The 14,262-nt window shown below is 59.2% G+C and carries 13 protein-coding genes; 4 read left to right on the top strand and 9 right to left on the bottom strand.

The window, feature by feature from the left end; genetic code table 11:
* Positions 1 to 76: 76 nt before the first annotated feature.
* Positions 77 to 724: an adenylate kinase gene (gene adk, locus NH234_RS06375; protein ID WP_096819653.1), complete on the bottom strand. Its 648-nt coding sequence runs from the start codon at positions 722 to 724 to the stop codon at positions 77 to 79.
* 300 nt (positions 725 to 1,024) lie between these two features.
* Positions 1,025 to 3,655, bottom strand: coding sequence for a phosphoenolpyruvate carboxylase (ppc, locus tag NH234_RS06370; protein ID WP_367256008.1), 2,631 nt, complete (start codon positions 3,653 to 3,655; stop codon positions 1,025 to 1,027).
* 214 nt (positions 3,656 to 3,869) lie between these two features.
* Here ppc and NH234_RS06365 point away from each other — a divergent pair, with 214 nt between their 5' ends.
* The 4 genes from NH234_RS06365 to NH234_RS06350 all read left to right on the top strand — a co-directional run bounded on the left by NH234_RS06365 (position 3,870) and on the right by NH234_RS06350 (position 7,451).
* Positions 3,870 to 4,214, top strand: a complete 345-nt coding sequence (locus NH234_RS06365) for a pilin assembly protein (protein WP_085729780.1) — start codon at positions 3,870 to 3,872, stop codon at positions 4,212 to 4,214.
* A gap of 365 nt (positions 4,215 to 4,579) precedes the next feature.
* A complete protein-coding gene (locus NH234_RS06360; protein WP_367256006.1) occupies positions 4,580 to 4,984 on the top strand; it encodes a DUF4398 domain-containing protein in 405 nt (134 codons plus the stop codon).
* Positions 4,985 to 5,039: 55 nt separating this feature from the next.
* The gene (locus NH234_RS06355; RefSeq protein ID WP_085702562.1) at positions 5,040 to 5,828 is read left to right on the top strand and encodes an OmpA family protein; all 789 of its coding nucleotides are present in this window, start codon (positions 5,040 to 5,042) and stop codon (positions 5,826 to 5,828) included.
* A gap of 171 nt (positions 5,829 to 5,999) precedes the next feature.
* Positions 6,000 to 7,451, top strand: a complete 1,452-nt coding sequence (locus NH234_RS06350) for a transposase (protein ID WP_367256004.1) — start codon at positions 6,000 to 6,002, stop codon at positions 7,449 to 7,451.
* A 102-nt stretch (positions 7,452 to 7,553) separates the two neighbouring features.
* Here NH234_RS06350 and NH234_RS06345 read toward each other — a convergent pair whose 3' ends face one another.
* The 7 genes from NH234_RS06345 to prfB all read right to left on the bottom strand — a co-directional run bounded on the left by NH234_RS06345 (position 7,554) and on the right by prfB (position 14,261).
* A complete protein-coding gene (locus NH234_RS06345; protein ID WP_085697300.1) occupies positions 7,554 to 7,883 on the bottom strand; it encodes a hypothetical protein in 330 nt (109 codons plus the stop codon).
* On the bottom strand, positions 7,880 to 8,794 hold the full coding sequence (locus NH234_RS06340) for an alpha/beta hydrolase (RefSeq protein ID WP_085729779.1): 915 nt from the start codon (positions 8,792 to 8,794) through the stop codon (positions 7,880 to 7,882). The genes NH234_RS06345 and NH234_RS06340 overlap by 4 nt, the downstream gene beginning before the upstream one ends.
* 58 nt (positions 8,795 to 8,852) lie before the next feature.
* Complete coding sequence (locus NH234_RS06335) at positions 8,853 to 10,130, bottom strand: flavohemoglobin expression-modulating QEGLA motif protein (protein ID WP_085729778.1); 1,278 nt, start codon at positions 10,128 to 10,130, stop codon at positions 8,853 to 8,855.
* Positions 10,131 to 10,163: 33 nt separating this feature from the next.
* Positions 10,164 to 10,724 (bottom strand): hypothetical protein, encoded by a 561-nt coding sequence (locus tag NH234_RS06330; protein ID WP_367256003.1) that lies wholly within the window; start codon positions 10,722 to 10,724, stop codon positions 10,164 to 10,166.
* A 46-nt stretch (positions 10,725 to 10,770) separates the two neighbouring features.
* Entirely contained in the window at positions 10,771 to 11,475 is a 705-nt protein-coding gene (locus NH234_RS06325) for a TetR/AcrR family transcriptional regulator (RefSeq protein WP_085730112.1), read from the bottom strand.
* Between the two features lie 118 nt (positions 11,476 to 11,593).
* Positions 11,594 to 13,096 carry a lysine--tRNA ligase gene (lysS, locus tag NH234_RS06320; protein ID WP_085729776.1) on the bottom strand — a complete coding sequence of 501 codons (1,503 nt, stop codon included), beginning with the start codon at positions 13,094 to 13,096 and terminating at the stop codon, positions 11,594 to 11,596.
* A gap of 69 nt (positions 13,097 to 13,165) precedes the next feature.
* Positions 13,166 to 14,261 (bottom strand): peptide chain release factor 2 gene (gene prfB, locus NH234_RS06315; RefSeq protein ID WP_114881547.1). Its coding sequence is split into 2 segments (ribosomal slippage): positions 13,166 to 14,188 and positions 14,190 to 14,261, totalling 1,095 coding nucleotides; the frame shifts between segments, so codons are not numbered across the junction.
* Between the last annotated feature and the right edge of the window lies 1 nt (position 14,262).

The raw sequence follows: 14,262 nt of genomic DNA, 5'->3' as shown, positions 1-14,262 counted from the left end.
GGTGGGGAAAAAGTGCGCCAGTATAAACAACTACGGCCCGCAAGCGGGCCGTGGATGATGCAGCGGATCAGGTTTTTCAGCTCAGTGCTTCAAGAACCTTGGCGGTGATCGCCTCAACCGAACCGACGCCCGGGATGTGGCTGTACTTCGGCTTGCCGTTGGCAGCCGACAGCTTCTGGTAGAAGTCCACCAGCGGCTTGGTCTGCGAGTGGTAGACCGACAGGCGATGACGCACGGTTTCTTCGGTGTCGTCCTTGCGCTGCACCAGCTCTTCACCGGTGATGTCGTCTTTGCCGGCAATCTTCGGCGGGTTGTAGACGATGTGGTACACACGGCCGCTGGCCTCGTGAACACGACGGCCGGCGATACGCTGAACGATCTCTTCGTCTTCAACAGCGATTTCAACCACGGCATCCAGCTCGACACCGGCAGTCACCAGCGCTTCAGCCTGAGGAATGGTGCGCGGGAAACCGTCGAACAGGAAACCGTTGGCGCAGTCAGCCTGAGCGATGCGGTCCTTGACCAGTGCGATGATCAGGTCATCCGACACCAGGCCGCCGGCATCCATGATGCTCTTGGCTTGAACGCCCAGCGGAGTGCCGGCCTTGACCGCAGCTCGCAGCATGTCGCCGGTGGAGATTTGCGGGATGCCGAATTTCTCGGTGATGAACTTAGCCTGAGTACCTTTACCGGCCCCGGGAGCTCCCAGCAGAATGACGCGCATTAGATGTGCTCCTCAATTTTTTTATAAAAAGCTTTTGCAAAACAACGGATTCGCCTCATGGGGCGAAATCCTGAAAATAGGGTCGTGACCGCCCAAACGGCCAGAGGCTGACCAAGATACACAGCAGGCTGCGCCCACACAAGACGCCAAAAGTCGGAGAAACCCGCGCCTGCCGCGACCTTGCGACGCGGTCCCCCAAGTCGCAACCCCATCATTAACTGTCGCTTGCCCGCATTTTTCCCACGCTCGATAAACGGCACCCGACGTTTGCCCCGGGTGCCCCGCCCCACGCAGAAAACCTTAGCCGGTATTTCGCAAACCGGCGGCAATCCCCGCCACAGACACCAGCAACGCCTGTTCTACCGGGCTGCCCTGCTCGACATTCTGCTGCCGCGAGCGCGCCAGCAGTTCGGCCTGCAACAGATGCAGCGGGTCGAGATAGGTGTTGCGCAGACGGATGAATTCGAGGGTGTCCGGGCTATGTGCCAGCAGCTGCGACTGACCGGTCAGGCCGAGGACCACGGAACATGCCTGCGACAATAGGTCGCGTAAGTGCGCACCCAAAGGTAACAAGTCCGACTCAACCAGTCGCTCGTCGTAGGACAGCGCAATGTCGGCATCTGCCTTGGCCAGCACCATCTCCAGCATGTCGATGCGAGTTCGGAAAAACGGCCACTGCTCGCGCATCTGCCCCAGCAATTCGCCTTCGCCGCGCTCCAGCGCCTTGCTCAACGCGGTTTCCCAACCCAGCCACGCAGGCAGCATCAAGCGCGTCTGGGTCCAGCCGAAGATCCACGGAATCGCCCGCAGGCTTTCGATGCCACCGGCGCGGCGCTTGGCCGGACGGCTGCCCAACGGCAAACGCCCCAACTCCTGCTCCGGCGTCGACTGGCGAAAATACTCCACGAACTGCGGATTTTCCCGCACGACGGCACGGTAGGCGCTGACACCATCAGCAGCCAGTTCATCCATCAAATGCCGCCATTCGGGCGTCGGTGGCGGCGGTGGCAGCAAAGTCGCTTCGAGCACGGCAGCCAGATAGAGATTGAGGTTTTGCTCGGCGATGTCCGGCAGGCCGAATTTGAATCGAATCATTTCCCCCTGCTCGGTGGTGCGGAACCGCCCTGCCACCGAACCCGGCGGCTGCGACAGAATCGCCGCGTGAGCCGGGCCGCCGCCACGGCCCACGGTGCCACCGCGACCGTGGAACAGCAGCAGTTCGACTTGCTGCTCGCGACATATTTCCACCAGTCGCTCCTGAGCCCGGTATTGCGCCCAGGCCGCTGCAGTGGTGCCGGCGTCCTTGGCCGAGTCGGAATAACCGATCATCACTTCCTGCGGACCTTGCAGACGTGCGCGGTAACCCGGCAGCAGCAACAGGCGCTCGATCACCGGGCCGGCGTTGTCGAGGTCGGCAAGAGTTTCGAACAGCGGCACCACGCGCATCGGCCGCAGCACACCAGAGTCCTTCAGCAGCAGTTGCACCGCCAGCACATCGGAGGCAGCGCCGGCCATGGAGATCACATAGGAACCCAGCGAAGCCCCCGGCGCGGCGGCGATTTCCTTGCAGGTGGCGAGCACTTCGGCGGTGTCGGCCGAGGGTTTGAAATGCGCCGGCAGCAACGGCCGACGATTTTGCAGTTCACGGGTCAGGAAGCTGATGCGCTGTTCTTCATCCCAGTCTTCATAGCGACCGAGGCCGAGGTAATCGGTGATTTCGGTCATGGCGGCGGTGTGTCGCGACGAATCCTGACGCACATCGAGGCGCACCAGGAACAGACCGAAGGTCACCGCGCGGCGCAGGCAATCGAGCAACGGTCCGTCGGCGATCACGCCCATACCGCATTCGTGCAGCGAGTGATAGCACAGCTCCAGCGGATCGAGCAGGTCGCGGTTGTTGTGCAACACATCGGCCGGTGCCGGGGTAGTTGCGGTCAAGGAGGCATGGGCCCAGTTGCGCGTAGCGCGCAGGCGTTCGCGCAATTGCTTGAGCACCGCGCGATAGGGTTCGGCGCTGTCACCGGCCTTGGCCTTGAGCGCATCGCTGGCCTGCTGCATCGACAGTTCGGCCGCCAGGTGATCGACGTCACGCAGGTACAGATCCGCCGCCATCCAGCGCGCCAGCAACAGCACTTCGCGGGTCACGGCAGCGGTCACGTTCGGGTTGCCGTCGCGGTCGCCACCCATCCACGAAGCAAATCGGATCGGCGCAGCTTCCAGCGGCAAACGCAGGCCAGTGGCGGCGAAAAGCGCCTGATCGGCCTTGCGCATATGGTTGGGAATCGCTTGCCACAGCGAATGCTCGATCACCGCAAATCCCCACTTGGCTTCGTCCACCGGAGTCGGCCGGGTTCGGCGGATTTCTTCGGTGTGCCAGGCTTCGGCGATCAAGCGTTGCAATGTGTTGTGGATCTGCTGGCGTTCAGCACTGGTCAAATCGCGGTGATCCTGAGCGGCCAGTTGCGCAGCGATCGCGTCGTACTTCTGGATCAGCGTGCGCCGGGCCACTTCGGTCGGATGCGCGGTCAGCACCAGTTCGATTTCCAGTCGCGATAACTGCCGGGCGAGGGAGTCGGCGCTGTGCCCTTCCTCACGCAAACGGGCGAGCAATTCCGGCAGTACGCGGGACTCGAACGGTGCGGCTTGCGACTCTTCGCGGCGATGAATGAGCTGGTACTGCTCGGCGATGTTCGCCAGGTTGAGAAACTGGTTGAAGGCCCGCGCCACCGGCAGCAGCTCGTCTTCGCTCAATTGATTGAGGCTGGCGCTGAGTTCGGCGTCCATCGAGCCGCGCCGATCGGCCTTGGCGCCCTTGCGAATCTGCTCGATCTTGTCGAGAAACGCCTCGCCGTACTGGTCACGGATGGTGTTGCCCAACAGTTCACCGAGCAGGTGAACGTCTTCGCGCAAGCGTGCATCAATATCGGTCATCAGCATCTCTCCAGCAGTAATCGGTGACGGATCGCAAGTGAGTGGATGAACAGAGAGTGCCGCTCTGGGACGCTTCTTACAAGCAGACGACGAAGGGACTTTAAACCTTGCGCCCTGAAGCTAGTCTCAACAGTAAGCCGCACAACGGCTTGCCGCCGGCTGACGGCGGATACTCACCCAGACCTGCCACGAGCAGGTGCGACATGAGGTCATTATGAAAATCCGTGAACTCGCCCAGCATTGGGAAGAAACCGCCAAGGGTCGCCTGACCGATACCGGCTACACGATTCATCTGGATGTGGAAGCTGCCGCACGGCTGGCGGCGATTGCCGAGATGTACCCCAAGCGCCATGCCGAAGAACTGCTAGGCGAACTGATCGGCGCGGCGCTTGAAGAGTTCGAGGCGAGCCTGCCGTACGTGAAAGGTTCGACCGTGGTTGCCACCGACGAGGAAGGTGATCCGCTGTATGAAGACGTTGGCCCGACGCCGCGTTTTCTCGCGTTGTCGCGGCGGCATCTGCAGGACCTGTCGACGGCTGCCGGCAAGCAAAAACACTGATCTCTGACACTTCAAACTGTGGAAAATGGCTTGCCCTCGATGGCGCTGGTTCAGCCGCAAATGTGTTGAATTGGGTGACCTCATCGCTGGCAAGCCAGCTCCCACATGGACTTTGTTCCCCCTCCGCTTTTGCGCCATTTTTCGCCCGCGCGTACCACTCTTCCCCGCCAAAGTTCCCGGTTTAGAGCCCTGTCCATTCGGTCAAAATATTTTTTGGCGATGGGCCATCTTTTCTGAACTTTTAAAAAATGCCTTCGGTCGGAACAGGTAACCAAGCCTGGAACGAGCGTTTCAAAACGCACTTGAACATGACGGTTGCGGCTCCGCTACCAGGATGGATTTCGAAGCTTCCAAGGAGTTAACCAATGGAGTTGAAGACCATGAAGACCCAAACCTCGTTCTCCCACCTGCGCGGTCTGAAACTGGCCGCCCTGGCCATCGGCACCAGCTTCGTGCTGGCCGGTTGCGCCGGCAATCCACCGACCGAGCAATACGCAGTGACTCAATCGGCGGTCAGCAGCGCGGTCAGCGCCGGCGGAACCGAATTCGCCGCCGTGGAAATGAAGCAGGCTCAGGACAAGCTCAAACAAGCCGAAATCGCCATGCACGACAAGAAGTATGACGAAGCCCGCACGCTCGCCGAACAAGCCGAGTGGGATGCCCGGGTTGCCGAACGCAAGGCTCAGGCGATGAAAGCCGAACAGGCTCTGAAGGATTCCCAGAAAGGTGTTCAGGAACTGCGTCAGGAAAGTCAGCGCACTGTGCAGTAAGCGCGCATCCCGATCGCAAGGCTGAAACTCTTATCGATAGAAAGGACGAACGATTATGCGTAAACAACTGATGATCCCCGCTCTTCTGGCCGCAAGCGTTGCCCTGGCTGCCTGCTCGACACCGCCGAACCCGAATCTGGAACAGGCGCGCACCAACTACGCCGGTCTGCAGGCCAACCCGCAGGCCAGCAAAGTCGCGGCGCTGGAAACCAAGGACGCCAGTGATTATCTGGACAAGGCCGACAAGGCTTATCTGGACAAGGAAGATCAGCGCAAGGTCGACCAACTGGCCTACCTGACCAACCAGCGCGTGGAAGTAGCCAAGCAGACCATCGCCCTGCGTACTGCTGAAAACAACCTGAAGAACGCCGCCGCCCAACGTGCCCAGGCCCGTCTGGACGCTCGCGATCAGCAGATCAAACAGCTTCAGGACAGCCTCAACGCCAAACAGACCGATCGCGGTACGCTGGTGACCTTCGGTGACGTGCTGTTCGCCACCAACAAGGCCGATCTGAAATCCAGCGGTCTGGTGAACATCAATAAACTGGCGCAGTTCCTTCAGGAAAACCCTGATCGCAAAGTGATCGTCGAGGGTTATACCGACAGCACCGGTTCGGCGAACTACAACCAGTCGTTGTCCGAGCGTCGTGCCACTTCCGTACAGGTCGCACTGATCAAGATGGGCGTCGATCCGTCGCGCATCGTGACTCAGGGCTATGGCAAGGAATACCCGGTGGCGGATAACGGCAGCGTTTCGGGCCGTGCAATGAACCGTCGGGTGGAAGTGACCATTTCCAACGACAACCAGCCAGTGATGCCGCGTTCGGCGGTTAGCGCCAAATAATTCGCGAAGCAACATGAAAGCCCCGCCGGATCTGCTCCGACGGGGCTTTTTTTTGCAGCGGAGATTGACTACCACTCGTCTTGACCTGTCATTTATAACAGTAGGCGAAACAAATGAGTGCGCGTAACACTTTAGCTCCAAACCAAATGCTGGAAATCAAGGAGCGTTACCATGCGAACTCGGGCCTTTCTGACAACACTGTGTGCAGCCATGCTCGTTGCAGGCTGCGTAGCACCACCATCGAACGCCTCAACTGCAAATGATTTTGGGTATGACGAACGAGATTCCATCCCAAATGAGGTTCCATTGCCTGAACCGGAAGTCAATCAGCGTCCGGTAGTGGGAACCAAAACACTACTGGTCACCGTAACCCATTGGCAGGATGGCGACGCTCTGGATTTTCCATTGATCAGGCAACATACAGTTTCTACGGATCCCAACGCACTGCCGGCTTACATTCACGCAGCCTCGAACGGAAAGCTCACACTCACCGGACAGATCATTGAGCATACATCCGGCCCTCGCCCTGAACTATGCACATTCAAACCCGGAGACTCGGCACCAATGCCGATTAACCTGGCAGATTCAGAGGGGATAAAAGCCGCGCAGGCGCATGGACTGGACGCTAATAACTACGATTACCGCATCAGCGTAATTGACTGTGGCGGGTCAGCTTCAGCCTGGACACCCGGGAAATTCATTGGTGTATATGGACAATCGGGAGGCCCTCACGTTTACAAGCATGAATTCGGGCACAATCTTGGATACAGCCATGGAAGCACCTACATCAAGTGCCCAAAACACGGCGATACCGTATTAGCCCCACTGGAAATGGCCCCCATTGAGTGTGCGGTGATTGGCTATGGCGACAGTGGTGACTCTGTCTCTGGGGGTGGAACCCTCTATCCCGCCAACAATCGGTGGTACTCGGGATGGCTGGACAACTCACAGGTGGCAGTCATCGAACGCAGCGGTCTTTATCGCTTGGCAAAACTGGGCGATGCCGGACCTCAGCTTTATCTCATCAATCGACCTGAAACCACTCCGGCACAATTGGCTTTGGAATACCGAAAACCCACTCCATTCGATAATTTTCCTGCAACCGATAACCGGGTAAACGGCGTTTGGGTGAGATACACCACGATGGGGGGCACAGTTTTAAACACCCAGCTCGATGGCACACCGGAAACAGCCACGACGGATGATCCGACATTACTCCCCGGCAAGACTCTAAGAGATCCAGGGGTAGGTATCACCGTTACAACATGTAGTGCAGATTCGCAGGGTGCGACAATTGCCGTCGCTGTAAATCATGAGACGGCGCCTAAATGCACATCACCACTTCCGTTACCCAAAATTACATCCCCGGCCTTAGAGGGGCCAGCTGCTCCAAATCCGATTAATTTCTCAGGGAAGGGTATTCCTGGCGCAACAACAAAGATCTCCTACCAAAAAAGCGGTGAAAATACCTCTCATGAACTAACAGTCATCGCTGATGCGCTAGGTAACTGGAAAACTAACTTCCCTCATTTATCACCAGGGAAATATATTTCAGTTATATATCATCAGGTAAGCAGTACCTTTGCACCACCAAGAATAGGATCTTTTGACGTAGCCCCTTGAGCTTCCAATTCGCCAACTGTTCTTTGTAAGCAGCATTGTAAAAACACGGGCGCCTCCTGATTTTTCATCTGAAAAAGGGAAGGCGCCCGTACAGACCCTGTTTTACTGCGCCAGCTTCTGCGGCGTCTCCTGCCCCATGCACCGCACGGCTTTCTTGCGGTCGTTGACCAGCACGCCAGTCAGCCCCTTTTGCTCGGTATCAAACAACACCAACACCCCATCAATGCACTGCGCCACTTGCGCCGCTGGCTCCAGGGAGACTTTGTAGTCTTCGCCGGGAATGGTCTTGAGCATGGTGAATTCGTTGAGCAGCAACGCATCCTCGGGTTTGGCGAAGTGCAGGTAGCCATACCACCACAGGGCACCGACGGTGCCGAGGATGCTGCAGATACCGGTGATGATCAGCGGGATGGCGTTGCGTTCTTCAGTCATTGCGGACTCTCTGGTGGTTCGTCTTCAGAATTCGGAGGTGTCGGATAATTCGGGATCTCGCCGAGGCGGCGCAAGCCGTTGAAATGCTCGGGGTCGTCGAGGTAGCGCAGCATCACCTGGCGCCACACCGGGTCGCCGAAGGTCTGCACATGCCCGCCCCGGGTCAGCTGCAGCACGCGCGGTGGCGGCGCAGCTTGATACAGGCGGATGCCGTTGGAAAGAGGCACCAGCGGATCGTCGATGCTGTGGAAGATCAGTTTCGGTACGCCTTTGAGCTGCGGCATCGAGTTGATCGCACTGTCGCTGTCCGGCACCAGCCACGACAGCGGAACCTGGAATGGCCAGGTCATCCATGAGGTGCTGAGGGCGTATTGACCGACGCTGCGGTAACTGGCCGGAACCCCGTCGAGCACAAAAGCCTTGAGCTGTTTTTGTCTTTCCGGATGTTGCACCAACCAATGCACCGCCATCGCCCCCCCGAGACTTTGACCGAGCAGGATCAACGGTTTGCCTTTGACTTCCGGCGCCTTGTCCAGCCAGGCGAACGCCGCGTCGATGTCCTTATAGATCGCCGGCAGGCTCGGCTCGCCCTCGGACAGACCGTAACCGCGATAGTCCACCAACAACACTTGATAACCGTTTTTCGGCAACCACCAACTGCCACCCAGGTGCATCGGCAGGTTGCCGCCGTTACCGTGCAGGTGCAGTACCGTGCCCTTGACCTCGACGCCGGGTTTGGCCGGCAGCCACCACGCGTTCAACTTGAGGCCGTCGGCGGTGGTCAGGGTGACGGTGCGGTATTCAAGTTTGGCCTTCTCCGGGGTGAATATCTGGCCCGGCTCGGGGTAGAACAGCAAAGAACTGCAACCGCCGAGGGTCAGGAGCAGGCAGAGGATGCCGAGGAGTCTCATCCGGTGAAACCTCGCAAGGTTCGGATTCCCGCGCGCAGCGCGGGAATGATCAATGGGCCTACAGGATGTTGGAGTAATCCGCCTCGATCCGGTCCAGGCTCAAGTGGTTGAGGAAGTTGGAGAAGCACATCCACGCCGACAACGCATTCATGTCACGGAACTGCTCCGGCAGGTACTTGGGCGGCACCACCAGGCCTTCGTCCACCAGCTGACGCAGGGTTCGCATGTCCTCAAGCGTGGTCTTGCCGCAGAACAACAGCGGAACCTGCTCGAGCTTGCCCTTGCGCACGGCCAACTGAATGTAGTTGTAAACCATGATGAAGCCCTTGAGGTAGGACAAGTCTTTGGTGAATGGCAGACCGGTCGGCGTCGATCCACGGAAAACCCGACTGGCGTTGCCGTAGCTTTCCGCCATCTCGAAGCCCTGCTCGCGGAAGAACTCGAAGATCTGCAGGAAGTCCGCGCCCTCCTCCACCATGTGAATGGCGCGGGTGCGGTTGGTCAGTTTGCGCAGGCGGCTCGGGTAGGAGGCGAAGGTGATGATTTCCATCAGGATCGCCAGACCTTCCTGAGTCACGGTCGACGAGGGCGGGCCCTTGGACAGGAAGGTGCAGATCGGCTGGTTCAGACCGTTGAGCGTGGTGCCAACGTGCACCAGGCCTTCGTGGACTTCCAAAGCGCGCACGTCGCGGTCGTTGAACATCGCGTCGGTGCGGATTTTGATGTAGTCGGCGCCCGCTGCCGCGTCGGCGACGATCCCGTCGGACTCAAACACGCGGATGGTTTCCTCGGCCTCGCCGAACACTTTGTTCAGACGGGTTTGCAGCAAGTGCACGGCATCCTTGGCGGTGAGGATCTTCGGTTCGTCCTTCAAGTCGCCACGGCCGTCGATGTTGTTCAGGTAGTCCGACATCATCAGGCCGAGGTCGGCCAGCGTCGGGTCACCGGCGTGGAATGCATCGGACGCGGCGCCATACAGTTCCTGGGAAATCAGGCCGAAATCTTCGGTGCCGCGCGCTTCGAGCATGCGCACCACCATCCGGTATTCCTTGCACATGCGCCGCATGATCTGGCCGACCGGGTTGAACTGACCGAGCTGACGGGTGATGTCGCGCTCGATGTTCTGGAATTCCAGCTTGACCCTGCTTGAGTCGAAGGACAGCGGCCGGTTGAGGTAGTAGTCGCGATCCACCGCCGGCAATTCCTTGCCCTTGGCCTTGAGGAAACCCTTGCGAATGTTCTCGTCCCACTTGACCGCGTCGAGCACGCGGATCGGCGTCTGTGCCAGCACAATGCGATCGGACAGCGTGCGTATCGTCTGCTGGTAATCGTCCACCCGAAACTCCTGTAGAAAACGTGACGAACTGAATTATTTAGCGTTGGCTTTGGCCTGATGCTGATAGCGCGCCGCTTCGACGAAAACGTCGGAGTTGGCCGGGTCGTCGAGGTAAGCAAAGACCTTTTCGAGAGCGCTGTCGACTTGCACGCCCTCGCCGTCATCGGTCTGGAAACCCTGGCCGTCGAGGGTTTTCTGGGCGATGGCCTGGTTGATCTGTTCGAGGTCGAGGTTGTAGATCACCAGTTCGTGCTTATCGGTAATCTCGAATCCGGCGATGGTGAAGTGCCCGCCATACTGCGCCGGCACCTTCGCCGACAGATACCAGCGATTGCCATGACGCGACACGGTAAACGGGTAGGCTTCCCGCTCGTGGGGACGGGCCTTGAACCAGGCGACCGCCTGATAGCGGTCATTGCCCAGGCGCGTCAGCTCCAGAGTCATCGGCTCGCCCCAGGCATTGGTGCTTGCCCATTCGCCGAGCAGGCCCTTGGGCGCCGGCTCACGGGCGGGCAGCGGATCCTTGAAGGTCACCAGACAACCGCTGAGCAGCAGGAACGACAGCGCGATCAACGCGCTACGCCAGGCTTTCATTCAACACTCCCTATGAACCGAACTCGCCACCGGACCTGTGGGAGCGTTACACCGACGCGAGTACCAGATGCATATAGCGCGTCAGAATGCCGAGCATGTCCTCTTCGGCCAAAGGCTCGGCGTCGTTGAGCAGGCCCTGATATTCCATCCGTCCGATAATCGCCGTCAACACCTTGGCATCCTGCTGCGGCTCGCGGGAGCCCAATACCTGGAACAACTGGCAGGTGCCCTGCAATAGAATCTGCTGATGGGAACGCACCAGTTCCGCCAGTCGCGGGTTGAGCAGTGCCTCCTGGCGGAACGCCTGTTCGGCCATCAAATGCTCGCGGCGGTTGACCAGTTGCCGGTGCACGTAATCAGCCATCAACCGGGCGATGTCGTCAGCCAGCTGCGAACGCGACTCCGGGCTGCCATCGCCGCTGACCACCATCTCGCGCAGCAGGCCTTCGTTGTTGATCCACAGCTTGGCCATGTAGGCCGCGCTGCGTTCGACGTACTGGGCAAAGGTATCGGTGAGCAGGTCATCGATGTCCTTGAAGTAATAGGTGGTCGCCGACAACGGCACACCGGCTTCGGCCGCCACCGCACGGTGGCGCACGGCTCGCACGCCGTCGCGCACGACAATGCGCATCGCCGCATCGAGAATGTCCTGCCGACGCTGCTCGCTGCCCTGTCGGCTGGCCTTGCGACCCTGGTACTGAACACTTTCAGCGACCGCAGTGGCGATATCCGCTGCACCCTCTTGAGCCATTGCACCGATCACGACAGGACTTCCTCTGTTGTTTTTTTCAAAAGTAACCATTTGATACGTTTGTACCAGACAGGCAATAAAAAGCCGCCCATTTCAGGCGGCTTTTTTATTGAAACACTTACGCTTGCGGCCGCATGTGCGGGAACAGGATCACGTCGCGGATCGACGGCGAGTTGGTCAGCAACATCACCAGACGGTCGATACCGATACCTTCGCCGGCGGTTGGCGGCATGCCGTACTCCAGCGCGCGAACGAAGTCGGCGTCGTAGTGCATGGCTTCGTCGTCGCCGGCGTCCTTGTCAGCCACCTGCGCCATGAAACGCTCGGCCTGGTCTTCCGCGTCGTTGAGCTCGGAGTAGGCGTTGGCGATTTCACGGCCACCGATGAACAGCTCGAAGCGATCGGTGACGTTCGGGTTGTCGTCGTTGCGACGGGCCAGCGGCGACACTTCGAACGGGTACTGGGTAATGAAGTGCGGCTGCTCAAGCTTGTGCTCGACCAGCTCTTCGAAAATCATCACCTGCAGCTTGCCCAGACCTTCGAAGCCCAGCACCTTGGCGCCGGCCTTCTTGGCGATGGCGCGAGCCTTGTCGATGTCGTTCAGGTCATCGGCGGTCAGCTCAGGGTTGTACTTGAGGATCGAGTCGAACACCGACAGGCGCACGAACGGCTCGCCGAAGTGGAACACCTTGTCGCCGTACGGCACGTCGGTGCTGCCCAGAACCAGTTGCGCCAGTTCGCGGAACAGTTCTTCGGTCAGGTCCATGTTGTCTTCGTAGTCGGCGTAAGCCTGGTAGAACTCCAACATGGTGAATTCAGGGTTGTGACGAGTCGAAACACCTTCGTTACGGAAGTTGCGGTTGATCTCGAACACTTTTTCGAAGCCGCCAACCACCAGACGCTTGAGGTACAGCTCTGGCGCGATACGCAGGAACATTTCCATGTCCAGCGCGTTGTGGTGGGTTTCGAACGGCTTGGCGGCGGCGCCACCAGGGATGGTTTGCAGCATCGGCGTTTCGACTTCGAGGAAGTCGCGCTTCATCAGGAAGCTGCGGATGTGCGCGATCACTTGCGAACGCACGCGGAAAGTCTGACGCACGTCTTCGTTGACGATCAGGTCAACGTAACGCTGACGGTAGCGCTGTTCGGTGTCGGTCAGGCCGTGGTGCTTGTCCGGCAGCGGGCGCAGGGATTTGGTCAGCAGGCGCACGCTGGTCATCTCGACGTACAGGTCGCCCTTGCCGGAACGGGCCAGGGTGCCTTCGGCGGCGATGATGTCGCCCATGTCCCAGGTTTTCACCGCGGCCAGGGTTTCTTCGGACAGGGTCTTGCGGTTGACGTAGACCTGGATGCGACCGGTCATGTCCTGGATCACCATGAACGAGCCACGGTTGAGCATGATGCGACCTGCAACCTTGACCGGGATCGCAGCCTCTGCAAGCTCTTCCTTGGTCTTGTCCGCGTACTGTTTCTGCAGTGCTTCGCAGTAGTTGTCGCGGCGGAAGTCGTTCGGGAAGGCATTGCCCTTGGCGCGCTCGGCAGCAAGCTTTTCCTTGCGCAGGGCGATCAGGGAGTTTTCTTCCTGTTGCAGGGCTTGCGAATCGAGTTGTTGGTCGCTCATGTCTTTAAATTTTCCATCACAGGTTCGTTGCCCCCGCCGAGGACGGGGGACTTGAGGTCGGGTGAAAGCTTACAGCCCCGATTTCAGGCTGGCTTCCAGGTATTCGTCGATGTCGCCGTCGAGCACCTTGTCGCAGTCACTGCGTTCGATGTTGGTGCGCAGATCCTTGATCCGCGAGGCATCGAGCACGTACGAACGGATCTGGTGACCCCAGCCGATATCCGACTTGGTGTCTTCCAGCGCCTGGGACGCCGCGTTGCGCTTCTGCATTTCCTGCTCGTACAACTTGGCCCGCAGCATTTTCATGGCGGTGTCCTTGTTGGCGTGCTGGGAACGTTCGTTCTGGCAGCTGACCACGGTGTTGGTCGGTACGTGGGTGATACGTACGGCCGAGTCGGTGGTGTTTACGTGCTGACCACCGGCACCGGAGGAACGATAGGTGTCGATCCGCAGGTCTGCCGGGTTGATTTCGATTTCCACCTTGTCGTCGATCTCTGGCGAGACGAAAACAGCGGAGAACGAGGTGTGGCGGCGGTTGCCGGAGTCGAACGGGCTCTTGCGCACCAGACGGTGCACACCGATCTCGGTACGCAGCCAGCCAAAGGCGTATTCACCCTTGATGTGCACGGTCGCACCTTTGATACCGGCAACTTCACCGGCCGACAGCTCCATGATGGTCGCGTCGAAACCGCGTTTGTCGGCCCAGCGCAGGTACATGCGCAGCAGGATGTTGGCCCAGTCCTGGGCTTCGGTGCCGCCGGAACCGGCCTGGATGTCCAGGTAGGCGTTGTTCGGGTCCATTTCGCCGCTGAACATGCGACGGAATTCCAGTTTGGCCAGGGATTCTTCGAGACCTTGAAGGACTTCGACGACGTCGTTCACGGCGCCTTCGTCGTTCTCTTCCACGGCCATGTCGAGCAGCTCGCGGGAATCGGCCAGGCCGGTGGCCAGCTCGTCCAGGGTGTCGACGATCTGCGCCAGCGCCGAGCGCTCGCGGCCCAGTTCCTGGGCGTATTCAGGTTTGTTCCAGACTGCAGGATCTTCAAGCTCGCGATTGACTTCGATCAGACGCTCATGCTTTTGATCGTAGTCAAAGATACCCCCGAATAGATTCGGAGCGCTCGGACAGGTCCTTGATGGTGTTCAGGATCGGATTGATTTCCATG

The organism is Pseudomonas sp. stari2, assembly GCF_040760005.1.
Classification (GTDB): Bacteria; Pseudomonadota; Gammaproteobacteria; order Pseudomonadales; family Pseudomonadaceae; genus Aquipseudomonas.
The sequence above is the reverse complement of the archived record's forward strand: the minus strand, read 5'-3'. Positions and strand labels throughout refer to the sequence as shown.